We start from the raw sequence: 22909 nt of genomic DNA, 5'->3' as shown, positions 1-22909 counted from the left end.
CTGGTGCGTGTGGCGTGTGGTCGTGCGGTGTCTGTGCGTGCGGCGTCAGCCGGTGGGCAGTGTCAGGCGGCCGTCGATGCGCCGGGGAATGCGCCACGGGTTGTCGGGGTGGAGGGCCGCCGGCAGGTGCGCCGGATCGGCATTCTGCACCGCGACCGGCCGTACGAATCGGTCCAGCGCGCCCGCGCCGACGCTGGTCGCATCGGACCGGGAGGTGGACGGCCACGGCCCCCCGTGCTGCATGGACCAGCTGGTGGCCACTCCGGTCGGCCACGCATTCAACGCCACCCGGCCGACCTGGCCGAGCAGCCGGGCGACGACCTCCGCCGATTCCGGGTCGCCGGGACCGCCGGTGAAGACGGAGGCGACCAGGCTGGGCTGCAGCCGGGCGAGGGCATCGAGCGCCCCCGCTGCATCGTCGTATTCGCAGATGAGCGCGACCGGGCCGAAGCACTCCTCCAGCAGGCGCGAGCCGGGGTGGAAGTCCTCCAGCCGCACCAGGAAGACCTGCGGGTCGACCCCGTAACCGTCGGTGAGCTCGACGGGGGTGTCCGTCGCGGCGCCGGTGGCCACGGCGGTGGCCGCCTCAGCGGTCGTGACCCCGGCTGCCCTCGCGAGGCCGGCCAGGCCCGTCCGGTAGCCACGCGCGATCCCTGCCGTCAGGAGCGGTACCCGGGCTACCTGCCCAAGCTGGGCCCGTACGGCGTCGAAGATGCCGGCGCCGGCGGGCGCGAAGAGTAGCCCGGGCTTGGTGCAGAACTGGCCTGCCCCGAGGGTGAAGGAGCCGACGAAGCCGGCCGCGATCCCGGCGCTGTCGGCCGCGGCATCCGTCGTGACGAAGACCGGGTTCACGGTGCCCATCTCGGCGAAGACAGGCACGCCGCGCGCGGCGGCGCGTGCCACGAGCGCCATCCCGCCGCCCTGGCTGCCGGTGAACGCGACCGCGGTGATCTCCGCGGCGTCGACGAGCTGGAGTCCCGCGTCGAAGCCGACGACGAGGGCGTAACTGCCCACGGGAGCCCCGGCCCGATCGAGCGCGTCGGAGACAAGCTCCGCCAGCCGCACGCTGAGGCGAGGGTGCGCCGGGTGCGCCTTGACGATGACGGGGCAGCCTGCAGCGAGCGCCGAAGCCACGTCGTGGCCGCACACTCCAAACCCGAACGGGAAGTTGCTGGCCCCGAACACGGCGACCGGGCCGACCGGGATGTTCCACCCTGACAGGGTGGATTCGCCGCCGATGCCCTCGGTGCTGGCGTCCAAGTAGCTGCCCTCGGCCGCGACCGCGCCGTAGAAGACTGTGCTGGCGACGCATTTGGCGAGTTCGCCGCGCAACCGGTCCGCGCCGAGGCCGGTCTCCTCGCCGGCGAGATGCACCAGTTCGTCTTCGTGGGCGCTGAGGGCCTCCGCGATCGCGGCGAGCCAGGCCTCCCTGGTCGCCGGGCTGGTGCCGGCGATGCGGGGAGCCGCGCCCTGCGCCCGCCGCAGGATCTCGGCGACGTGCTCGGGCGCGGTATGCGGGATACTGCCGTGCTGCTTCCCCGTGCGCGGGTCGAAGCTCGGGTCGACGCCGCGGCCGGCAGTTGCTGCCGCGGGCCCGCTCACGCGTGCACCGCCCCGGCGTCGACGGACTGCTCGGCGTGGACGGACTCGACGGCTCTCCGCAGCACGAGGAGCCCGTCGTCGAGGAGATCCTGGCCGATGAGGAGCGGGGGAAGCAGACGGATGACGTTGCCGTAGGTTCCGCAGACGAGCACGAGCACACCCTCGCTGTGGCAGCGCGCGGCGACCGCGGTCGCGAGCTCGGGACGCGGCTCGAGGGTCGCCCTGTCGGCGAATTCGATCGCGAGCATGGCACCGCGCCCGCGGAAGTCGACGATCGGGGAATCCTCGGCCACGAGCGGCTCCAGGATGCGGCGGGCTGCGCTCTCGATCCGCAGTGCCCCGGCGAGCAGGTCGCCGTTCTCAAAGGCTTCGAAGACTCCGAGCGCGGCCGCGCAGGCAAGCGGGTTACCGGCGTAGGTGCCGCCGAGTCCCCCGGCGTGCACGGCGTTCATCAGCTCGACGCGGCCGGTCACGGCGGTCAGCGGCAGCCCGCCGCCGAGCGCCTTGCCCGTGACGAGGAGGTCCGCGGCGACGCCCTCGTGCTCGCTGGCGAACATCGTGCCGGTACCTCCCATGCCGGCCTGCACCTCATCGAGAACGAAAACGATCCCGTGGCGGGTCGCCAGGTCCCGCAGCCCGGCCAGGAAGCCGGGGGCCGGCACGATGAAGCCGCCCTCGCCCTGGATGGGCTCGATCACCATGGCGGCGAAAGTCTCGGGGCCCTGCTCGGCCAGGATCGCCTCCACCCGGGCGAGCGCCTCCGCCGTGGCATTCTCCGCGCCGCTCGGCCAGCGCAGCGGGGCCGCCATCGGCGCGCGCACGATTTCGGTGGGGAACGGCCCGAAGGTGATCTTGTACGGATTCTCCTTGGCGGTCATGGCCATGGTCAGCAGGGACCGACCGTGGTACGCATCGTCGAAGACGAGGACCTTCGCCCGGCCGGTTGCGGCCCGGGCGATCTTGATGGCGTTCTCCACGGCCTCGGAACCGGTGGAGAACAGCGCCGTGCGCTTCTCGAAATCGCCGGGAGTACGAGCGTTGAGCCAGGCGCAGACCGCGGTGAACGAGTCGTACTCGGTGACCATGAAGCAGGTGTGGGTGAAGCGGGCCAGCTGTTCGCTGACGCGGGTCTGCACGAGCGGGTTGGCCGCTCCGACGCTGGTGACGGCGATGCCCGAGGCGAAATCGATGATGCGGTTGCCATCGACGTCCTGCAGGATGCCGCCTTCGGCCCGCTCGATGAAGACGGGCAGGGTGATCCCGAACCCGCTCGAAACCTGCCGCACACGCTCGGCATGCAGCGCACGGGACCGGGGACCCGGGATGGATGTGCGGAGGAGTCTGGTCTGGGGAACGGTCGCGGTGTCCATCGCCCAAACGTAGGCGAGACCACGCCGCTTGACATCGTATGAATCGTCCAAGAAAGCTCAGGAAATTAGCTATAGTATCCAGAACATTGGCCTTTCAGAGTCGAACAGGATTCCCATGGTGACGATCAGCCTCGCGCAGCTGCAGGAACGACTCGGCCGCGACCTCCAGTCGGACGGCGGCGGGCGACCGGAACGGCTTGACCTCACGGGGGTCCATATCTCCGAGCTCACCGACCCGACGCCGTATCTGGGCGGCGGGGAACTGCTGCTGACCACGGGAATCCCCCTGGCCGGAACCGACGAGCACGTGAGCCGGTACGTGCGGCGGCTCGTCGATCACGGGGTGGCTGCCCTGGGCCTGGGCCTCGGCGCGGGCACCGACCACGTTCCGCCGCACCTCGCCGACGCGTGCCGGGCGGAGGGACTGGCCCTGCTGATCGTTCCGGACGGGACCCCCTTTCTGCAGGTGTCCCGGGCCTACTGGGATCTTGTGGGCCGCACCGAGCACGCCGATTTCGCCGCGAACCTGGGCCTGCAGACCTCACTCGCGCGCGCCGCCACGCAGCCGGGAGCGGCGGCATCCGTGGTGAGGGTCCTGGCCGAGGCACTGGGCGGCTGGGCCGCGTACCTGCCGGCCGACGGCACTCCGGAGTCCCTCTGGCCGGCGAACGAGAGCCGGGTGCTGCCGAAGCTTCGCGAGGAGACGGCACGGCTGAACCTGGCCGGCACGCATGCGGCCGCGACCTTTCCCCTGCTGGGAACGGACGTCGTCGAGTACTCGATCGTGGCCGGCGGGCGGACCGCCGGGTTCCTCGCGGTCGGAGCCGGGCGGGCGCTCCGCCCGTCGGACCGGCAGTTGATGCTGACCGGCTGCATGCTGCTTTCCATCACGGCGCAGCAGGGCTGGGAGGTCCGGCGAGCCAACGCGATCCTGGGCGGAACCGCGGCGACCCTTCTCTTGCACGGCCACATTGACGCCTCGCGCCTTGTCGCGGCAGAGTTGGGGCTGCCCCCGTTGACGGAACGGGTTCGGGTCCTTGCCGTCACCGGCGAGCAGGCGGACCTGCTCTCGACCGAGGAGTTGGCCGACGCGATCGCCTCGATGGCGGGGCGGGAGGATGCATCCGAGCTTCGGAAGAGCATCCGGCACTCAAGCCTGCGCTGCACCTTCGACGGCCTCGACTACGTGATCGTGGACGTGCCGAAAACCGCTCACGACGCCGCTGGCGCCGCCGCCGCTCCGGCCGGGGCACCGCACTCGGCGCAGGCGGTGACCGTTCCGGGACGGCTGCCGCCTGCCGCCCTCGGCCTGCTCAAGGCTGCGATCAGCGGCCCGGTGACGCTGGCCCAGCTCTCCAGCATCGTGGTCGAGGTGGGCCGGGCGTGCCGGCGGGCAGCGTCGGGGACGCTGGTGCCGGTGGAGAACGTGCTCGACCCGCGGGCCGAACTCTGGGTCGAAGAACTCAGGGTCTATACCCGGGCGGATCTCGTGGAGACCGTGCGCTGCTACCTGCGGCATCGAGGGCAGTGGGAGACCACCGCCCGCGACCTGCAGGTGCACCGCAATTCCCTGCGGCACCGGATCGAGATCGCTTCCCGGCTGATCGACGCGGACCTCGACGATCCCGATGTGGCGGCGAACCTCTGGCTGGCGCTGCGCGGTGTCACCACCCGGCCGGTGCAACCGGCTTAGCCCGGGGTTCCGACGAGTCCCTCAGTGCCGGTGAGCCAGGCGCGAATGGAGTCGCTGTGCTCGCCGAGGGCCGGCGGCGCGCTCCTGCGCGGCGCCAACGGCGGCGTCCAGCTGACGGGGTGGCGAATCTGGCGGCCCACGGCGACACCGGATGCATCGTGCACCTGTATCGTCGGCTCCAGCCCCAGTGACTCGGCGAGCTCGACGCCCTCGGCGATTGTGCCGACCCGGCCGGCCGGCACGCCGGCGCGCGTGAGTCGTTTCTGCCAGGACAGCGCCGGGGCCTCCGCGAGGCGAGCTTCGAGGATTCGCACGAGTTCTTCACGGTGGTGCACACGGGCCGAGTTGTTCGAGAACCGCGGGTCGACGGCGAGTCCTTCGTCGCCGAGCACGCGGGCAAGCCTGGCGAACTGGCTGTCGTTTCCGCAGGCCACGGCCAGTGGGCCGTCTGCGCAGGCGAGCAGCTGGTAGGGCACGATCGACGGATGCCGGTTGCCCATCCGGCCGGGAAGCACACCCGCGCCGAGGTATGCCTGCGCCTGGTTCGCGAGCGCGCCTTGCAGGCTCGACAGCAGGTTCATTTCCAGCCGAGCCCCGAGCCCGGTGCTCGCGCGGGCGGTCAGGGCGGCGAGCACGCCGATGGTCGTGTCCTTGGCGGTGAGCACATCGACGACGGCGACTCCTGCTTTCATCGGGCCGCCCTCATCCCCCGTGACGCTCATCAGCCCGCCCAGCGCCTGCACCATGAAGTCGTAGCCGAGCAAGTCGGCCCCGCCCGCGCTGCCGAACCCGGTGATCGAGGCGTAGACGAGGCCCGGATTCTCCTCCTTGAGGCTGTCATAGCCCAAGCCCAGCCGGTCCATCCCGCCGGGCTTGAAGTTCTCGACGAGCACGTCGGCCTTGACCGCGAGAGCGCGTGCGACGGCCAGGTCTGCGTCGTCGGTGAGGTCGAGGCAGAGGGATTCCTTGTTGCGATTGACGCTCTCGAAGTAGGTGGCCCCCGTTGCGGAGAAGGGCGGGCCCCACGCGCGCGTGTCGTCGCCCGTTCCCGGTCGTTCCACCTTGACCACCCGGGCTCCCAAGTCGGCCAGCATCACGGTGGCGAGCGGACCAGCCAGCACTCGGGAGAAGTCCGCGACCAGGATCCCATCCAACGGCTTTGAGGTGGGACTCCGGCTGTCTGCGATCTGATTCTGCACTCGTGCTCCGTTGGCTCAGTTCCACTGATGTTCAGGCTCCCCGAATCTAGTGGCGAGTCAGAGCCGGTTCGTTGGATGGATCATCCACAGCCAGGACATGTCTGCACTGAGGGAAGCGTTGTCGAGTCGTGGATTCACGCGGAAATTCCCAGGCACTCGGGCGAAGCGACACACTCGCCGGCACGACCTCCGTCGAACCGCTGGTAGATCACGTTGCTGCCATGCCCTTCGGCATTGTGAGATACTCCGGTTGCGGCGAGCCGTTACGCGGTGAGGAACTCCGTTGCTTTCTCGATGGTCTCCATGCGACCAACTCTATGACTGTGGGTCCAGCGCCATCTCGCGCACAGAGGACGGAGGAGAGATACCCAGAGTCACGGCAAACCCGGTGAGGCGAGGCATTCTTGAGGGATCCATTATCGTCTGGCTTCAATTTCTGTGCTGTATTTTGTGGTTTCGCCTTCGGCCCAGACGAGAACTGAATAAGAAAGCTTCGGCCCGGTCTTCCACCAAAGAACTGAATGACCGCGCGCGCCAGAAGGCAGCAACATGCCCGGATTGTCCAGGATCTGGTCCCACCCATCTGCTTCGAGAGCGTGCGTGTAATAGTCGAGCACCTCGAGCTGCGTATGCGTCGTGGTAGCAGATATTCCAGTGGCAGCAACGTCCCCGCCATCCAGTCCGAATTGGACCCGACCGGGTATTTTATCGGTCGTCACTTCCGTGCTGCCGGGGTAGGTCAACGCTGCTTCAGGCTCCATGGACAATGTCTCCACGGAATATCCGCCGGGCACGCACCCGGTCAGGATAAGCCCACAGATCGCGGCCACGACCACTCCAGCCGCGACACGGTGCCTGTCCATCATTGGCCTTCCTCTCACTTCTGATTGATGAACGCGAATATCAGGGGGCTTGAGGGTCGGGTGCGGTGGTGTCGTAGTTCGCGGGCGTCGAGTCGGGTTGCATGGTCATGTACCGCCACTGGCCGCCAGTGTAGATCAGGCGCAGGTGTGCGTTCACTTCATTCGGGGTGGCGTCCTTCGTGTACGCGAATGTGATTGGCACGAGAGCGAAGTCCACTCCGGCGCTCGTCGTGACATAGCTCGTCGCCCCGGTCGCGGTGATCGCGGTGACGCTGCCACTCTTGGAAGCGCTCATCGCTGTGATGAACTGAGCCTTCGTGAGACCGTGGCGCAGACTCGGATCCCCAAGATCGTAGATGGCGCCCAAATCGGTGGCCTTCAGCGCGGTGATCACCGAGGTGATCACCTTCCCGGCGGTGCGTGGGGCGGGCGCGGCTTTGAGGTTGAAGTGCTTCTTGCCGATCCACACTTCCACGCTTGCGGTGCGCTTGGCAGTGTCAGCATGCCCGATCACGCGCACAGTGGTCGCGGTGGACGGCCCGCTGGGAGCAGGTTCGCTAATATCGCCGGCCAGTGGCGCGGCCGCGTACTGTGCGGCCGGGCCTTCATATCGAAATTGTGCGTCGTGCTTCTCGTTGGACTCACCACCGTCATCACGGGAGTCGTCGTTGCTGCTTCGCTTGTCCAAGGTAGCGGGTGCGGCCGGAACGACCAAGCCCACGCCCGGTGCGCTGAAGTAGAAGCCGCCGGCACCCGCATCGGTGGAGTCAAGATCGATCCGCAAGTACGCGCCCGTTTGCTGGTCCCGGAAGCCGACGCTGGGATCCCCGAAATTGACCGATGCCTCCGCACCAGCAGGGAGCGTACTGACCACCATTGCTGAGGCAAGACCCAGCGCGGCGAAGCCGGCCAGGATGAAACGGGTGCTCTTGTTCATGGTGATCCTCACGGTTTGCAGTTGTAGGGGATGCCGGAGGAACGGCCGTTGAGCAGGCGAACCAGCTCTTCGTCCGCGCTGACGGTGGAATGGTCTCGGCAATCGGTGACCAGAGTCTGGTCAAGGGCAAATCGCACATTGAGGTGCTGCTCAGGCGCAGAGAAGAGTGCTTGTCCATACGCGATGCCCTGACTCGCTGGAAACACCGGATCCCAGTAGTAGCGGTGCAGTTGGGTGAATTCCCAGTTCTGCGCCCCAGGCGCTCCGTTCAGGAATTTCTGGCCGCCCTCCAGAGGCGTATCGGTGGGATGGCTCCCGCGTTTGCGAGTGGTGAGCCTTGCTGTACTCCGTGGATGAATGACACACTATCGATCATCTTCTCGGCGACGTGGTCCCCAGCAAGCTGCGAGTAGGCGATCATTCCACGAATAATGCTGCCGCCCATGCTGTACCCGACCAAGATCACAGGTTGATTCCCGCTGTCTTCAAAGTCCTTTTTGATTTGTTCCTCGAGCTTGATCGCGTTGACCCCGATCGAGCTCGAGCCATCACAGTTTGGCGAGCCAAAATCGTGGCTCCCAGAGATAGGCATCCCGACCGCAGCAGCCTTCTCGACCACATTCAGAGGCAACCCCGATCCGCAAGCACCCAAACCATTCGCCACATTGCCCTGGGCCACGTCTTCGTAATAGACAAAACCCTCCAGTACGACATTTCCGACGCGACTGAAGATCGAGGGGAACTCGGTGAAGGCTGTTTTCGATTGCGCCTCCTCATTGATTCCATGGACGAAGATCAAGGACTTCTTTCCCTGGATGGCCCCCGTTCTCGCGGTCAGTTGTGCGCTTTGCAAAGCACCTTCCAAGGAGAAGTACGCCGTGCTTCCGGGAGCCAGCGCCGGAGTGAAATCGACCTCAGCGGAATCGGGCAGATTCGAGCGCGTCACGAACGATGTACCGGGACCTTCATAATCCGTGGGTCCATAGTTGCAACCGCTATAGGCACACAGGCCGTCGCCATCGAAACCGGCCAGACCAGATCCTGGTCCCGTGACCGTGATAGCGCTCACAGGCACCAGCGAGTTGTTCACGATGCCGACCAACGTGTCGTCCGCACCGTCGTAGGAGCCCACCGAATTGTCAACAGCGACACCGATTGAACCGTCCTGGCCGACCTGCAGCTCAATGCCGCAACTCGGTGCGTAATTCACAGCAGGGCACTCGCCGAACGGCCGCTCTGAAGCTGCATGCGCCGTACCGGTTGGCACAACCAGGTTGACGAATATCAGCGCTGTCAATCAAATGTATGCGGACAAAGACCATCGCAATTGATTCCCCCCAAGCAGATGAATGAAGTCCACAACACCGAGCCTGCATTCCTGCGGCGAACGGCAAAAGTGCACTCTGAGTTCCGAACGCTGACCATATCCAATCGGGCAGGCGAACTGGCGACCAGCCCCCAAATTTGGGGCTCGACACTCTCAGGTGAGCGAAAAAATGAGACACAGGAAAAATGCAAGGCCAGAACTGGTCCAAGCACGGTGCCGCTCCCTAGCCTTCGATTGGCGACGAAAATGTTCGCTGTCCCGAGCATGGCGTTGTCTATTGGGAGGTCGATGGCCACAGGGGCTCTTGGCGCCCGCCGCGGCAGGTGCGGCAGGTGCGGCGGAAGACTCTGGTCACGATACAAAAGAACCCCTGGTTTCCTTAGGAAACACAGGGGTTTTAAGCTGGGGTACCTGGACTCGAACCAAGAACAACTGAACCAGAATCAGTCGTGTTGCCAATTACACCATACCCCATTGGCCGTAAGCCTCTCCGAAGATCGGCCGACTCGTAACTCTAACCCACAGAGCGGATGCTGGCCAAACTGAGCGCCACATCGGCGGGTCGTGAGCCGCGAATCACGGCAGTCGCGCTCAGGCGGCCGGGCCCTCGACAACCGCCGGGCTGCCGACCACCGCCGGGCTGCCGGCCAGCAGCGCCAGTCGCGCGAGCGACTCACTGCGGCCGAGGATCTCCATCGACTCGAACAGCGGCGGCGACACCTTGCGGCCCGAGATTGCGACGCGCAGCGGACCGAAGGCGACGCGGGGCTTGAGCCCCAGTCCTTCGATGAGAGCCGTCGCCAGCGCCTCGTGCACGCGGTCGTGGGTCCACTCGGCCTCGGGAATGCTCTCGAGGGTGGTCACAGACGCCGCAAGGATCTCGGCGGCGTTCTTCGGGAGGCTCGCGAGGGCATCCGCTTCGTGCACGAGCGCCTCGCTCGTGACGAACAGGAAGCCGAGCATGCCGGGCGCCTCGCCCAGCAGGGCGATGCGTTCCTGGATCAGCGGCGCGGCGGCCGTGAGCACGGCCTCGCGGGCGTCGCCGAGCGGCAGGTCGACGACCCCGGCGGAGACAAGGTAGGGGACGATACGGGCGGCGAAGTCCGCGGGCTCGAGCAGGCGGATATGGTCGCCGTTGATCGACTCGGCCTTCTTGAGGTCGAAGCGCGCCGGGTTCGGGTTGACGTCCTCGACGTCGAAGGCCGCGACGAGCTCGTCGACGCTGAAGACGTCCTGGTCCTTGGAGAGCGACCAGCCGAGCAGCGAGAGGTAGTTGAGCAGCCCCTCGGGGATGAAGCCGCGCTCGCGGTGCAGGAACAGGTTCGACTCGGGGTCGCGCTTGGAGAGCTTCTTGTTCTTGTCGCCCATCACGTAGGGCAGGTGGCCGAAGCGCGGGATGAAGGTCGTCAGGCCGATCTCGATCAGCGCCTGGTAGAGCGCGATCTGACGCGGCGTGGAGGAGAGCAGGTCCTCACCGCGGAGCACGTGGGTGACGCCCATCAGCGCGTCGTCGACGGGGTTGACGAAGGGGTAGAGCGGATGCCCGTTGGGACGCACCACGACGAAGTCGCTGAACGAGCCGGCCGGGAAGGTGATCTCGCCGCGGACCAGGTCGTCGAAGCTGATCTCGGTGTCCGGCACCTTGAGCCGCAGCGCGGGCGCACGACCCTCGGCGCGATAGGCGGCGCGCTGCTCCTCGGTGAGGTCGCGCTCGAAGTTGTCGTAGCCCTGCTTGGGGTCGCGGCCGAGGGCCACGTTGCGGGCCTCGATCTCCTCGCCGGTCGCGAAGCTCTCGTAGATGTGGCCCGACGCCTTGAGCTTCTCGACGACGTCGCGGTAGATGTCATAGCGCTCGGACTGGCGGTACGGCCCGTGCGGTCCCCCGGCGTCGACACCCTCGTCCCAGTCGAGCTTCAGCCAGCGCAGTGCGTCCTTGAGCTGCAGGTAGCTTTCCTCGCTGTCGCGGGCGGGGTCGGTGTCCTCGATCCGGAAGATGAAGGTGCCGCCGGTGTGCCGCGCGTATGCCCAGTTGAACATGGCCGTGCGAACGAGACCCACGTGCGGGGTTCCGGTCGGTGAGGGGCAGAACCGCACGCGGACATCCGTGCCGGTCGCGGTGGAAAATGGGTACACAGTGGTCTCAGACATCGGTATCGAGTCTACTTGGCGCGTGGATCACGCGGGTGGGCGGGCAAGGACAGGTGCGGGCCTGGCGCTATCGGGCGGATGCCGTCAGCGACGTGAGTGCGCGGAGGGTCTCCCCGAGCGCCGGCACGCCGGTGGCCCCGTCTGCGGTGACGGCGTGCAGGGTCCGGTACTCGCCCGTCCGGGTCGGCCGGATCAGCACTCCCGACCGGGCGCCGACGGAGTCGACCGCGAGCGACGGCAGCACGGCGACGCCGATCCCGGCGGCGACCATGCCGAAGACAGCGGCGACGTTGTCGGTTTCGTACGAGATGTCCGGAACGAATCCGCGCCGTTCGCAGAGCTCGAGCAGGTGGCCGCGGCAACGCGGGCAGCCGCCGATCCAGCGCTCGCCCGCGAGATCGCCGAGGTCGATCGACTCCGCATCGCCCAACCGGTGGCCGACCGGAACCACGAGCAGCACCTCGTCCCGTCCGAGCGTCGCGACCGAGAGCCCTTCCGCGCTGTCCTTGTGCGGGTCGACGAGGTCTCCGGGGTAGCTGAACGTGAGGGCGAGGTCGACCCGGTTCTCGCGGACGAGGGCAACGGCCTCCGGCGGTTCCGCCTCGACGTAGGTGATCGAGAGCCCCGGATGCCGCCTCCCCAGGTCGGCGAGCAGGCGCGGCACGATCGTCGCGGACGCGGAAGGGAACGCGGCGACCCGCACCCGGCCGGCCCGGAGGCCCTGAAGCTCGGCGAGGTCGCCTGCGGCGGCGTCGAGGGCTCCGGTCACGGTGCGGGCGTGCCGGGCGAGCAGCCGGCCGGCCTCGGTGAGGCGCACGCCACGGCCAACCCGCTCGACCAGGGCCAGCCCCACCCGCTGTTCGAGTCGTTTGAGCTGCTGGCTGACCGCGGGCTGGCTGTAGCCGAGGGCGCGCGCCGCCGCGGTGATGGAACCGTGCTCGGCGAGGGCCTGAACGACCCGCAGCGCATGGGAGTCGAGGCCGGAATCGGTGGCAGGCATCCTCAAGGATAACCCGAGGTTATGAGTTCCATCACTCACTGGCGATTGTCGAATGATTAGCGGCGGCGGATGCTGGTGGAGTGACCAGCCCAGACTCCCCCGACACGACCCGCTCGCGCATCGCCCGTCCGCAACTGGGTATCGCCGCCGCCCGGGCGCAGTTCCCCGGCGGTCGCGGGTACCTCGCCGCCTGCACGCTCGGGCTGCCGACGGCCGGAACGGTCGCGGCCCTCCGCGCCGACCTCGACGCCTGGGCAAGCGGCTCGGCCTCGGCCGCCGGGTATGCCGCGGTCGTCGAACGGGTGCGCGCCGCCTACGCGCGGCTCGTGGCGGTACCGGTGAGCCGGGTGGCGATCGGTTCCCAGGCTTCGGTGCTCGCGGGGCTCGTGGCCGCGAGCGTTCCGAACGGGGCAGAGGTGCTCTGTGTCGACGGCGACTTCAGCTCGATGGTCTTCCCGTTCCTGAACCAGGCCCACCGCGGCGTCACCGTGCGGCACGTTCCCCTCGCGCACCTGGCCGAGAGCATCACGGGCAACACCTGGCTGGTCTCCTGGTCGCTCGTCCAGTCCGCGACGGGCGCCGTCGCCGAGACGACCGCGATCCTCGCCGCTGCCCGCCGCCATGGCGCCTTCACCCTGTGCGACACGACCCAGGCAGCCGGGTGGATGCCGGTGGACGCCTCGGTCTTCGACGCCACGATCTGCCACGCCTACAAATGGTTGTGCGCACCTCGGGGCGTCGCCTTCCTCACCGTTGCCGAGCGGTTCGGCGCCGTCGTGCGCCCGGCCCAGGCCGGCTGGTACGCCGGACAGGACGTCTGGGGCTCCTGCTACGGGCCGGGCATGCGGCTCGCGGCCGACGCCCGCCGCTTCGACGTGTCGCCGGCGTGGACGGCCTGGGTCGGTGCGGAGCCCGCGCTCGAGTTATTCGGCACGCTCGATCTTGACGAGGTGCGACGGTACGACGTGGGCCTCGCCGACGCCTTCCGGGCCGGCCTCGGCATCGACCCGGCCGAACAGGCCGGCCAGGCCGTCGTCACGTGGGCGGATGCCGCGGGCACCGACCTCGCGCGCCTCACGGCCGCCGGACTCACGGCATCCGGTCGGGCAGGACGCGCTCGCGTGGCCTTCCACCTCTGGAACGATGCCGACGACGTTGAAGACGCCCTCCGCGCCCTCGGCCACTGACGCCGCACACCCACGCCCACACCCACGAAGTGAGGTGTCGCAGATCGACGTTCGCGTGCCCGCGGAACCTCGATCTGCGACACCTCAGGTGCGCGCGGTGCTACTTCTTGGCAGCGACGACCGCGATGATCCGGGCCGCGAGCTCGCCGGAGGATGCCGGGTTCTGGCCGGTGTAGAGGTTCCGGTCGACCTCGATGTGCGCGGTGAACGGCGCCGCCTCGACGAAGTCCGCTCCGAGCTCCACCAGGCGGGTCTGCACCAGCCAGGGCGCCTTGGGGGCGAGCCCCCCGATGACCTCTTCCTCGTTGGTGAACCCGGTCATGCGATACCCGGTGAACGGCCAGCTGCCGTCCGCACGCTTCGCGGCGAGCAGGGCGGCCGGGGCGTGGCACAACACGGCCAGAATCCGGTCGGTGTCGAGCGCCTCCGTCATGAGCGCGCCGGACGTCGCGTCGACCGCGAGGTCTTCCATCGGCCCGTGACCGCCCGGGTAGAAGACGACGTCGTAGTCAGCCACGACGATGTCGTCGATGCTGCGCGGGGCGTCGAGTTCCTCGCCGATCGAGCCGAGGTAGGCCACGATCTCCGCGGCCCGGTCCTCGCCGCCCGCGGCCTGAGCGGTGAGGCTGCCCCGGTCGATCGTGGGCGCCACCCCGCCCGGAGTCGCGATGGTGATGGACCAGCCGGCCTCGCTGAACAGCCGGTGCGGTTCCGCGAGTTCCTCGGCCCAGTACCCGGTCGGGTGCAGGGTGCCGTCGTTGAGGGTCCAGTGGTCAGCTGCGCTGACCACGAAGAGTACGTGATTCATGGTTCTCCCAGGATCGAATTGTGATGAATGCGGGTCATGGAGCGGGACCGAGTCGGCTCAGGCGACGGTGCGAACGACCATCTTGCCGGTGTTCTCTCCGCGCATGAGGCCCAGGAAGGCCTCGACCGCGTTGTCGATCCCGTCGACGACGGTCTCGTCGAAGACGACGGCGCCGCTGGTCAGCCAGCCGGACATCTCGGCCGAGAACGCGCCGAAGTGCTGCAGGTAGTTGCCGACGGTGAAGCCCTTCAGGGTGAGCCCGCGGGTGACGATGTTCGACATATTGCGGGGTCCGGCGGATGCCTCCGTCGTGTTGTAGTTGGAGATCGCGCCGCAGAGGGCCGCGCGGCCGCCGTCCTTGAAGGCGCCGAGGGCGGCCTCGAGGTGTTCTCCCCCGACGTTGTCGAAGTAGACGTCGATGCCGTCGGGCGCGGCGAGGGCGAGCTGGCCGGCGATGTCGCCGTCCTTGTAGTTGAAGGCGGCGTCGAAGCCGTACTTGCTCGTGAGCAGCGCGACCTTCTCGGGCGTGCCCGCAGAGCCGACGACGCGGCCTGCGCCCTTGAGCCGTGCGATCTGCCCCACCATGCTGCCGACCGCGCCGGCAGCGCCGGAGACGAAGACGGTGTCGCCGGGCTGCATGCCCGCGATGTCGAGGAGGCCTACGTAGGCGGTGAGCGCGGTCATCCCGAGCACGCCGAGGTAGGCGGAGAGCGGAACGCCGGGCAGCTCGGGGACGACGCGGAAGCCCTCGGCGGGGGCCTGCACGAGGTCGCGCCATCCGTACTGGTGCACGACGACGTCGCCCACGGCGAATCCGTCGGCAGCGGATGCGACGACCCGGCCGACCGCGCCGCCGGACATGGTCTCATCGAGCGCGTAGGGCGGCGAGTAGCTCTTCACGTCGTTCATCCGGCCGCGCATGTACGGGTCGACGGAGACGAACTCGTTGGCGACGCGGATCTCACCGGGCGCGAGGTCAGGGAGGTCGACGTGGACCGTGCGGAAATCGGCCGCCGTCGGCCATCCGACGGGGCGTGCGGCGAGCTGGATCTGGGTGCTGGACGTAGTGGATGTGCTGGGCGCGGTCATGGGTGACTCCTGTACTGGTCTGTGCCGAACGTGGCGCTCGGAACGTTTTTGTACCGACCGGTTTAGTATATGCTGAATCGAACGGTACACAAAAACCCGACCAGTGACTGGAGACCGAGATGGGCCGCACGGCAAGCTTCGACACTCCCATCGTGGTGACAGCGGCGCGCGACCTCTTCTGGGACCGCGGCTTCGAGGCGGCGTCCCTAGCCGACCTCGAGCGCGTCACCGGGCTCAATCGGTCGAGCCTGTACCACGCTTTCGGGAGCAAACGCGGGCTCTTCGATGCCGCCGTCGCGGACTATCTGGAGACGGTCATCCGCCCACGCCTGCGTCCGCTGCTCGCCGAATCGGCGGGCCGGGTCGCCCTGCTCGAGTACTACGCAGGGCTGAGCCTCGCCGTAGCCTCGCTGCCGGACGATTCTCCGCGCCGGGGGTGCCTGCTGGTCAACTGCGCAGCGGGACTCGCCGGCCACGACGCGCTCGCGAGGAAGGTCGTCGACGACTATCGTGCCGAACTCACCGCGGCGCTGCGCAACGCCCTCGCCGGCGCCGCGGCCGAGTCCGAACCGGGCACGGATGCCGCGCCGACCGTTCTCGACGAGCGCGCACGCACGCTCGCCTCGCTCTCGATGAGCGTCATGCTGCTCGCCAGGGTGAACCGGGACGAGTCCCTCGCGCTCCTCGCGACGGCGACCGCCCAGGTCCAGTCCTGGCACCCCTGACCGACTCGACTAGAGCCGCTTGACCGGGTTCGTCAGGATCCCGATGCCCGGGATCTCGATCTGCACGGCGTCGCCGTCGCGGACCTTCTCGGCCCGGTCGGGTGCGCCTGTGAGGATCACGTCGCCCGGGAGCAGCGTGAAGACGCTCGAGACGAACGCGACGACCTCGGCGACGGAGTGCTTGTAGAGCTCAGCCGTCCCCTTCTGGAACTTCTCGCCGTTCACCCGACCGGTCAGATGCAGGCTGGTCCAGTCGTACTCGGTGTCGATCACGGGGCCGAGCGGGCAGAACGAGTCGAAGCTCTTGGCGCGGGCGAGCTGGCCGTCGCGCTCGAGGAGATCGCGCGCCGTCACGTCGTTTGCGATTGTGTACCCGAAGATGACGTCCTCCGCGTTCTCGACCGTCACGTTCTTCGCGATCTTGCCGATCACGATTGCGAGCTCGCCCTCGACGCGCACGTCGTGGGACTGCGCAGGGAGGAAGATCGGGTCGTCCGGCCCGATCACCGCGGTGTTCGGCTTGAGGAAGAACAGCGGCTCGCGCGGTTCGGCCTGCTCGCGTTCCTCGTCGTCAGAGTAGAACGCGTGCGCCATGCCGACGATCTTGGACCGCGGGATCACCGGCGCGAGCAGTTTCACGTCGCGCAGGGCGACCCGGTCGCCGGTCGGGTCATATCCGGCGAACATCGGATCGCCCTTGAGCACCACAAGCTCATCGTCGTCGACGATGCCGAAGGCGATCACGCCATCGAGGCTGAACCGCGCGACCTTCACGCCTGGCCCGCAGGCGTGTCGAGGCGGGTGAGCCAGCCATGCCGGTCGGGCAGCAGCCCGTACTGGATGTCGGTGAGTTCCTGGCGGAGGGCCATGGTGATCGTGCCGGCCGGGGCATCGGCATCGCCGATGGCGAGGCCGCCTGGGCCCTTGAGCTGCGAGATCGGGGTGACCACGGCGGCGGTGCCGCACGCGAAGACCTCGGTGATGGCACCGGATGCGATTCCGTCGCGCCAGTCGTCCAGGGTCACGTCGCGCTCTTCGACGGTCAGCCCCCGGTCGCGGGCGAGCTGGATGATGCTGTCGCGCGTGACGCCCTCGAGGATGGTTCCGGTCAGCCTCGGGGTGACGAGCGTGTCGGTGCCGTAGACGAAGAACACGTTCATGCCGCCGAGTTCGTCGATGTGCGAACCGGTCTCCCCGTCGAGGAAGAGCACCTGGGCGCAGTCGTTGTCATAGGCCTGCATCTGCGGCAGGAGCGAGGCGGCGTAGTTGCCGCCACACTTCGCGGCCCCGGTGCCGCCGCGGCCGGCGCGGGCGTATTCGGTCGACAGCCAGATCTTGATCGGGGCGACGCCGTTGGCGAAGTAGGCGCCCGCGGGGCTCGCGATGACGTAGTACCCAACCTTGTGGGCGGCGCGCACACCGAGGAAGCTCTCGTTCGCGATCATGAACGGACGCAGGTAGAGGCTCGTCTCATGGTCAGACGGCACCCAGTCGCCGTCCACGGCGATGATCTGCCGGATGGACTCGATGAAATCACTCTCGGAGAGCTCCGGCAGGGCGAGCCGGCGTGCCGAACGCTGCAAGCGGTCGGCGTTCTTCTCGGGGCGGAAGGTCCAGATCGAGCCGTCGGCGTGGCGATACGCTTTGAGGCCCTCGAAGATCTCCTGGCCGTAGTGCAGCACGGACGAGGCAGGGTCGAGCTGCAGCGGGCCGTACGGGATGACCCGGGCGTCGTGCCAGCCCTCCTCGACCGTCCAGTCGATCGAGACCATGTGGTCGGTGAACTTCTTGCCGAAACCGGGGTCGGCGAGGATCTCCTCGCGCTCGGCCCTCGTGCGCGCCATCGTGGACGGCGTCAGGCTGAAGGTCAGCGGGAAGGCACCCGTCGTCGGGTCTGTGGTGGTTTCGGTGATGGTGGTGTCGCTCAGTGCTGCCTGGCTCATTGGAGTCCCTTGTCTGTCATTCGAGTCACGATGGCGTCGCCCACCTCGCTGGTACCGCGCGACGCCGTGAATGCTCCGTTTCCGGTACGGGCCGCGATATCGGCGACCACCGCGTCCCTGACCCGGGCCGCGGCATCCGTCAGGCCCAGGTGATCGAGCATGAGGGCGACGGAAAGGATGGCGGCCGTCGGATCCGCAAGCTGCTTGCCCGCAATGTCGGGGGCCGAACCGTGCACCGGTTCGAACATGCTCGGGAACCGGCCGTCCGGGTTGATGTTCCCGGATGCTGCCAGGCCGATGCCGCCGCTGATTGCGGCCGCCAGGTCGGTGAGGATGTCGCCGAAGAGGTTATCCGTGACGATGACATCAAATCTACTCGGATTTGTGACGAGGAAAATCGTCGCGGCGTCCACGTGCAGGTAGTCGACGCTCACGTCGGGGTATTCCGCGGCGACCGCGGTTACGATCCGCTGCCACAGTCCGCCCGCGAACACGAGCACGTTGGTCTTGTGCACGAGCGTCAGATGCTTGGCCGGGCGGCCCTGGGCGACTTCGAAGGCGAAGCGTACGACGCGTTCGACTCCGAAGGCCGTGTTGACCGAGACCTCGTTGGCGACCTCGTGCGCGGTGCCCTGGCGGATGGCGCCGCCGTTGCCGACGTACGGTCCTTCCGTGCCCTCGCGCACGACGACGAAGTCGACGTTGCCCGGGGCCGCGAGCGGGCTCGGCACACCGGGGAACAGCACGCTCGGGCGCAGGTTGACATAGTGGTCGAGCGAGAAGCGCAGCCGGAGCAGCAGGCCCCGCTCGATGTTCGCGTTCGCGAGGCGCGGGTCGCCGGGCACTCCCCCGACGGCGCCGAGCAGGATGGCGTCCTGGGCGGCGATCGCCCCGAGGTCCGCATCGGTGAGCACGTCGCCCGTCTCGAGGAACCGGGTCGCGCCGAGCGAGAACCAGGTCAGCGCGAACTCGACGTCATCGGCGACCGTCGCGGCGCTGAGCACCTTGACGGCTTCTGCGACGACTTCGGGTCCGATCCCGTCTCCGGGAATGACGGCGAGCTTGATCTGACGGGACATGGGACTCCTGGGGGCTCGGATTGCTGTACCCAAACCCTACTGCGACGCGTCAGGTCGGGTGATCCCCGCAGTACCGGCACGCCAGCGCCCGAGGCCCGTTCACCGCGCCGAGCGCAGCGCGACCAAGCCGACCAGAGCGGCAACGACCACGAGTCCGGCTCCGATCCAGGCGGTCGGGCCGATTCCGCTCAGGAAGGCCTCCCTCGCGGATTCGAGCAGCATCCGGCCTGCTCCGGCAGGCAGGTCGGCCGCGACGGCAACGGCCCCGCCGAGGGTCTCCCCCGCCGCCGCCCGTTGTCCGGCGCCGAGCCCGTCCGGCAGCACCACCGCGGAGCGGTATGCGGAGGTGAGGATGCTGCCCAGGACCGTGGTGCCGAGCACCGCACCCAGTTCGTAGGCGGTCTCCCCGACAGCGGATGCCGCGCCCATCTTCTCCGGCGGTGCGCTCGCGACGATCAATTCGTTCGACACCGTCTCGGCGGCCCCGATCCCGATCCCGAGGGCGACGAAGGCGACGGCCACACCGGCAGGGCCGAATCCGGCGCCGCCGACCGCGAACGCCGTGTACCCGGCCGCCGAGAACAACAGCCCGGCCGGGACCACGACCGACGGCCGGACCCGCCGGGCGATCGGGACGACGAGCAATCCGGCCAGGATCATCGCGAGCAGGCCGGGCACGAGCACCAGACCGGCGGCGAGGGGCTCGAGCCCGAGGACGAGCTGCAGGTACTGCGAGACGAAGAACAGTCCGCCGACGAGAGCGACGACGCTCAGGAAGTTGACCCCGACGGCGCCGCTGAACGAGCCGCGACGGAAGAGCGCGAGGTCGAGCATCGGCACGCGAAGAGACCGCTGCCGACGGACGAAGAGGAGCGCGGCCACCAGTCCCACCGCGATCGACGCGATTCCGGCGACACCGAAACCGGTATCGGCGAGGGTCTTGATGCCGAAGACGATCGGGAACATCGTCACGAGCGACAGCAGGATGCTCGGCACGTCGATCGCGCCCGGGTTCGGGTCCCGGGATTCTGGCACGATCAGCGGCGCCACCACGAGCAGGGGCAGCAACAGCGGCACAGCGAGCAGGAAGACGGATCCCCACTCCCCGTTCTCGAGGATGAGGCCGCCGACGACGGGCCCCAGTGCGCTTCCGGCCGCGAAGCCGCTCGCCCAGATGGCGATGGCGAGGCGGCGTTCGTTGCGGTCGGTGAAGACGGACCGCAGCAGCGCGAGTGTCGGCGGCATCAGCATTGCCCCGAAAATGCCCAGGGCCGCACGGTCGAGGATGAGCCATTCGATGCTCGGGGCGAAAGACGCGATCACCGACATCACTCCGAAGCCCGCGGAGCCGATCAGCAGCAGGCGGCGTCGGCCGATCCGGTCGCCGAGGCTGCCCATCGACACCAGTAGCCCCGCGAGCACGAGGGGGTAGATGTCGATCACCCAGAGCAGCTGGGTGCCGCTCGGGCTGAGGGCCTCGGAGATCTGCGGCAGGGCGAGGTTGAGCACGGTGTTGTCGATCGACACGAGCAGCACTGGCAGCATCAGCACCGCAAGTGCCCACCAGCGGCGTACGGGCGCGGCGCCGGGTATGAAGAGGGTGCGGGGGCGGGTGGGGGTTGACACTGTGCAGCAACTTTCCGGGCGAGGGACGGCTTAAACCGTCGCAGGAGGGGACGGTACGAACTGTACCGTCCAGACGGTACAGTAGCACTATGACACCCGTGCCCGCACAGCCACCGATCCGGTCAGCCGAGCAGTCCTCGACCCGGTACCGGATCCTCGACGCGTTCACCGGTCTCCTGATCGACCAGGGCGAACGGGCGGCAACCCTCGAGAATGTCGCGGTGGAGGCCGGCCTGTCGAAGGGCGGGCTCCTATATCACTTCGGCACGAAGGATGCCCTGGTCCAGGGACTCCTGACCCGACTGGGAGATCTCGTCGCCACCGACATCGAACAGATCAGGTCGGCTCCGGCCGGGCCGGTCGACTACCTGATCCGCACTTCCCTAAGTGTGGGCACGGCACTCGACCGCACGATCGCCGCGACCGTGCGCCTGGCGCAGGGGTCGCATCCTCTCGCGAATGCAGCAATGGTCTCAACCCGGCGCCAGTGGCTGGCAGTCATCGAGGAGACCGTCGGGGATCCGGACGTCGCGGAAGCGATCCTGTTGATCAGTGACGGACTGTACTTCGGAGCCACGATCGCGAGCCCGGCCCAGCCCGCCACCGACGTGGTGTCGGCGGCGAGACTGGACCGGTTGCTCGCCGTGATCGGTCGGATGACCGATGGACCGGCTACTCCGTGATGGCGATTTCGACCATCACGTCGGCCGAGATCGCGTCGCGCACGGTCCCGAGCAGTGCCGTCGAGACGGGTGAGTCGACGGTCAGCACGCTCAGCGCCTTGCCGCCGGCCTCGTGGCGGGCGATCTGCATGCCCGCGATGTTGATCTGGGCGTCGCCGAACTCGCGGCCGTAGACGGCGACGATTCCGGGGCGATCGGTGTAGACCATCACGATCAGGTGCTCGGCGAAGGTGACCTCGACGTCGTACCCGTTGATCTCGACGATCTTCTCGATCTGCTTCGTGCCGGTCAGGGTGCCGGAGACGGACACCTGCGAGCCGTCGGCGAGGGCGCCACGAATCTGGATGACGTTGCGGTATTCCGGCGATTCCTTGTCGGTGAGCAGGCGGACCGCGATGCCGCGCTGCTCGGCGAGGAGCGGCGCGTTGACGTAGGAGACGGTCTCGCTCACGACGTTCGTGAAGATGCCCTTGAGCGCGGCGAGGCGCAGCACGCTCACGTCGTAGTCGGCGAGTTCGCCGCGCACGTCGATGTCGACGCTCGTGAGCGGGCTCTGTGCGGTGAGGCCGGAGAAGACCTGGCCGAGCTTCTCGACGAGCGGGATACCGGGACGCACGTAGGGGTCGATGACGCCGCCGGCGACGTTGACCGCGTCGGGAACGAGTTCGCCGGAGAGGGCGAGGCGTACCGACTTGGCGACGGAGACTCCGGCCTTCTCCTGGGCTTCGTCTGTCGATGCGCCGAGGTGCGGGGTGGTGATCAGGTTTTCCAGGCCGAGGAGCTTGGAGCCGGTCGGGGGCTCCGACACGAACACGTCGAGGCCGGCCCCGGCGATGGTGCCTGCGGTGAGGGCGTCGTAGAGGGCGTCTTCGTCGATGAGGCCGCCACGGGCGACGTTGATCACGAACGCGGTCGGCTTCATGAGCTTGAACTGCTCGGCGCCGATCATGCCGGTCGTCTCCGCGGTCTTCGGCATGTGGATGGTGACGAAGTCGGACTGGGCCAGGAGTTCCTCGAGCGTCACGGGCACGACGCCGAGCTGCTGCGCGCGGGCGGAGGTGATGTACGGGTCGAACGCGATGATCTTCGTGCCGAAGGCCTGCATCCGAGCGGCGATCAGCGCGCCGATGCGGCCGAGGCCGATGATGCCGACGGTCTTTTCGTAGAGTTCGACGCCGGTGTACTTGGAGCGCTTCCACTGCCCCTCCGCGAGAGCGCCACTCGCTGCGGGGATGTGGCGGGCCAGGCTAATGATGTGGCCGACGGTCAGTTCGGCGGCGGAGATAATGTTCGAAGTCGGCGCATTGACGACCATCACACCGGCGGCCGTCGCTGCTTTAATGTCCACGTTGTCGAGTCCGACACCCGCGCGAGCGATCACCTTGAGCAGGGGCGCTGCCGCGATGGCCTCGGCGTCGACCTTGGTCGCGGAGCGCACGAGCACGGCGTCTGCCGATGCGAGCGCGGCGAGAAGGGCCGGCCGGTCCGTGCCGTCGACAGTACGGACCTCGAAGTCGGGTCCGAGTGCGTCGACGGTTGCGGGTGATAATTCTTCAGCGATAAGAACGACTGGTTTTGACACGAAAACAGAACCTCCGATAGCAGCAGCAATTGTGGCTCGCGCCGCGAC

General features: G+C 68.0%; 19 protein-coding genes and 1 tRNA gene. 4 read left to right on the top strand and 16 right to left on the bottom strand.

The window, feature by feature from the left end:
• Window positions 1-45 precede the first annotated feature (45 nt).
• Complete coding sequence (locus MQH31_RS05235) at window positions 46-1602, bottom strand: aldehyde dehydrogenase family protein (RefSeq protein WP_243011186.1); 1557 nt, start codon at window positions 1600-1602, stop codon at window positions 46-48.
• Window positions 1599-2972, bottom strand: a complete 1374-nt coding sequence (locus MQH31_RS05230; RefSeq protein WP_243011185.1) for an aminotransferase class III-fold pyridoxal phosphate-dependent enzyme — start codon at window positions 2970-2972, stop codon at window positions 1599-1601. Before MQH31_RS05230 ends, MQH31_RS05235 begins: the two co-directional genes overlap by 4 nt.
• 115 nt (window positions 2973-3087) lie before the next feature.
• Here MQH31_RS05230 and MQH31_RS05225 point away from each other — a divergent pair, with 115 nt between their 5' ends.
• Window positions 3088-4665: a PucR family transcriptional regulator gene (locus tag MQH31_RS05225; RefSeq protein ID WP_243011184.1), complete on the top strand. Its 1578-nt coding sequence runs from the start codon at window positions 3088-3090 to the stop codon at window positions 4663-4665.
• Here MQH31_RS05225 and MQH31_RS05220 read toward each other — a convergent pair.
• The 7 genes from MQH31_RS05220 to MQH31_RS05190 all read right to left on the bottom strand — a co-directional run bounded on the left by MQH31_RS05220 (window position 4662) and on the right by MQH31_RS05190 (window position 12139).
• Entirely contained in the window at window positions 4662-5864 is a 1203-nt protein-coding gene (locus MQH31_RS05220; RefSeq protein WP_243011183.1) for a CaiB/BaiF CoA transferase family protein, read from the bottom strand. The two genes, MQH31_RS05225 and MQH31_RS05220, sit on opposite strands and share 4 nt — an antisense overlap.
• Window positions 5865-6280: 416 nt before the next feature.
• Window positions 6281-6625 (bottom strand): hypothetical protein, encoded by a 345-nt coding sequence (locus MQH31_RS05215; RefSeq protein WP_243011182.1) that lies wholly within the window; start codon window positions 6623-6625, stop codon window positions 6281-6283.
• 142 nt (window positions 6626-6767) lie between these two features.
• Entirely contained in the window at window positions 6768-7664 is an 897-nt protein-coding gene (locus MQH31_RS05210) for a hypothetical protein (protein ID WP_243011181.1), read from the bottom strand.
• Window positions 7665-7932: 268 nt separating this feature from the next.
• Entirely contained in the window at window positions 7933-8961 is a 1029-nt protein-coding gene (locus MQH31_RS05205; protein WP_243011180.1) for a lipase family protein, read from the bottom strand.
• A gap of 432 nt (window positions 8962-9393) precedes the next feature.
• A tRNA-Gln gene (locus tag MQH31_RS05200) sits at window positions 9394-9465 on the bottom strand.
• 117 nt (window positions 9466-9582) lie between these two features.
• The gene (gene gltX, locus MQH31_RS05195) at window positions 9583-11139 is read right to left on the bottom strand and encodes a glutamate--tRNA ligase (protein ID WP_243011179.1); all 1557 of its coding nucleotides are present in this window, start codon (window positions 11137-11139) and stop codon (window positions 9583-9585) included.
• A gap of 67 nt (window positions 11140-11206) precedes the next feature.
• Window positions 11207-12139 carry a LysR family transcriptional regulator gene (locus tag MQH31_RS05190; RefSeq protein WP_243011178.1) on the bottom strand — a complete coding sequence of 311 codons (933 nt, stop codon included), beginning with the start codon at window positions 12137-12139 and terminating at the stop codon, window positions 11207-11209.
• 140 nt (window positions 12140-12279) lie between these two features.
• On the opposite strand from MQH31_RS05190, the gene MQH31_RS05185 reads away from it, so the two are divergent.
• Window positions 12280-13326: an aminotransferase class V-fold PLP-dependent enzyme gene (locus MQH31_RS05185; protein ID WP_243011678.1), complete on the top strand. Its 1047-nt coding sequence runs from the start codon at window positions 12280-12282 to the stop codon at window positions 13324-13326.
• Window positions 13327-13426: 100 nt separating this feature from the next.
• Here the strand turns inward: MQH31_RS05185 and MQH31_RS05180 are convergent, their stop codons facing one another.
• A complete protein-coding gene (locus MQH31_RS05180; RefSeq protein ID WP_243011177.1) occupies window positions 13427-14134 on the bottom strand; it encodes a type 1 glutamine amidotransferase domain-containing protein in 708 nt (235 codons plus the stop codon).
• A 57-nt stretch (window positions 14135-14191) separates the two neighbouring features.
• Window positions 14192-15223, bottom strand: a complete 1032-nt coding sequence (locus MQH31_RS05175) for an NADP-dependent oxidoreductase (protein ID WP_243011176.1) — start codon at window positions 15221-15223, stop codon at window positions 14192-14194.
• A gap of 119 nt (window positions 15224-15342) precedes the next feature.
• Here MQH31_RS05175 and MQH31_RS05170 point away from each other — a divergent pair, with 119 nt between their 5' ends.
• Window positions 15343-15948, top strand: a complete 606-nt coding sequence (locus MQH31_RS05170) for a TetR/AcrR family transcriptional regulator (protein ID WP_243011175.1) — start codon at window positions 15343-15345, stop codon at window positions 15946-15948.
• A 9-nt stretch (window positions 15949-15957) separates the two neighbouring features.
• Here the strand turns inward: MQH31_RS05170 and MQH31_RS05165 are convergent, their stop codons facing one another.
• The 4 genes from MQH31_RS05165 to MQH31_RS05150 form a co-directional block, all read right to left on the bottom strand.
• On the bottom strand, window positions 15958-16722 hold the full coding sequence (locus MQH31_RS05165; protein WP_243011174.1) for a fumarylacetoacetate hydrolase family protein: 765 nt from the start codon (window positions 16720-16722) through the stop codon (window positions 15958-15960).
• On the bottom strand, window positions 16719-17891 hold the full coding sequence (locus tag MQH31_RS05160; RefSeq protein ID WP_372488114.1) for a branched-chain amino acid aminotransferase: 1173 nt from the start codon (window positions 17889-17891) through the stop codon (window positions 16719-16721). The genes MQH31_RS05165 and MQH31_RS05160 overlap by 4 nt, the downstream gene beginning before the upstream one ends.
• On the bottom strand, window positions 17888-18970 hold the full coding sequence (locus tag MQH31_RS05155; protein WP_134532493.1) for a 3-isopropylmalate dehydrogenase: 1083 nt from the start codon (window positions 18968-18970) through the stop codon (window positions 17888-17890). Before MQH31_RS05155 ends, MQH31_RS05160 begins: the two co-directional genes overlap by 4 nt.
• A 99-nt stretch (window positions 18971-19069) precedes the next feature.
• On the bottom strand, window positions 19070-20596 hold the full coding sequence (locus MQH31_RS05150) for an MFS transporter (protein ID WP_243011173.1): 1527 nt from the start codon (window positions 20594-20596) through the stop codon (window positions 19070-19072).
• An 89-nt stretch (window positions 20597-20685) separates the two neighbouring features.
• Between MQH31_RS05150 and MQH31_RS05145 the strand changes: the two genes are divergently transcribed.
• A complete protein-coding gene (locus tag MQH31_RS05145; protein WP_243011172.1) occupies window positions 20686-21279 on the top strand; it encodes a TetR/AcrR family transcriptional regulator in 594 nt (197 codons plus the stop codon).
• Here MQH31_RS05145 and serA read toward each other — a convergent pair.
• Entirely contained in the window at window positions 21269-22861 is a 1593-nt protein-coding gene (gene serA, locus MQH31_RS05140; RefSeq protein WP_134532500.1) for a phosphoglycerate dehydrogenase, read from the bottom strand. The genes MQH31_RS05145 and serA overlap by 11 nt on opposite strands.
• Between the last annotated feature and the right edge of the window lie 48 nt (window positions 22862-22909).

This window comes from Cryobacterium zhongshanensis, from assembly GCF_022760445.1.
Lineage (GTDB): Bacteria > Actinomycetota > Actinomycetes > Actinomycetales > Microbacteriaceae > Cryobacterium > Cryobacterium algoricola.
Note: the sequence above shows the minus strand (reverse complement) of the source record. Positions and strands in the feature narration are given on the sequence as shown.

Bases quoted from the DNA above. Each gene is read 5' to 3' on its own strand.
- MQH31_RS05160 (WP_372488114.1), bottom strand. From the start codon at position 17,891: ATGAGCCAGGCAGCACTGAGCGACACCACCATCACCGAAACCACCACA.
- MQH31_RS05215 (WP_243011182.1), bottom strand. From the start codon at position 6,625: ATGGAGCCTGAAGCAGCGTTGACCTACCCCGGCAGCACGGAAGTGACG.
- MQH31_RS05175 (WP_243011176.1), bottom strand. From the start codon at position 15,223: ATGACCGCGCCCAGCACATCCACTACGTCCAGCACCCAGATCCAGCTC.
- MQH31_RS05230 (WP_243011185.1), bottom strand. From the start codon at position 2,972: ATGGACACCGCGACCGTTCCCCAGACCAGACTCCTCCGCACATCCATC.
- MQH31_RS05170 (WP_243011175.1), top strand. From the start codon at position 15,343: ATGGGCCGCACGGCAAGCTTCGACACTCCCATCGTGGTGACAGCGGCG.
- MQH31_RS05180 (WP_243011177.1), bottom strand. From the start codon at position 14,134: ATGAATCACGTACTCTTCGTGGTCAGCGCAGCTGACCACTGGACCCTC.
- MQH31_RS05190 (WP_243011178.1), bottom strand. From the start codon at position 12,139: ATGCCTGCCACCGATTCCGGCCTCGACTCCCATGCGCTGCGGGTCGTT.
- gltX (WP_243011179.1), bottom strand. From the start codon at position 11,139: ATGTCTGAGACCACTGTGTACCCATTTTCCACCGCGACCGGCACGGAT.
- MQH31_RS05225 (WP_243011184.1), top strand. From the start codon at position 3,088: ATGGTGACGATCAGCCTCGCGCAGCTGCAGGAACGACTCGGCCGCGAC.
- MQH31_RS05155 (WP_134532493.1), bottom strand. From the start codon at position 18,970: ATGTCCCGTCAGATCAAGCTCGCCGTCATTCCCGGAGACGGGATCGGA.
- MQH31_RS05210 (WP_243011181.1), bottom strand. From the start codon at position 7,664: ATGAACAAGAGCACCCGTTTCATCCTGGCCGGCTTCGCCGCGCTGGGT.
- MQH31_RS05145 (WP_243011172.1), top strand. From the start codon at position 20,686: ATGACACCCGTGCCCGCACAGCCACCGATCCGGTCAGCCGAGCAGTCC.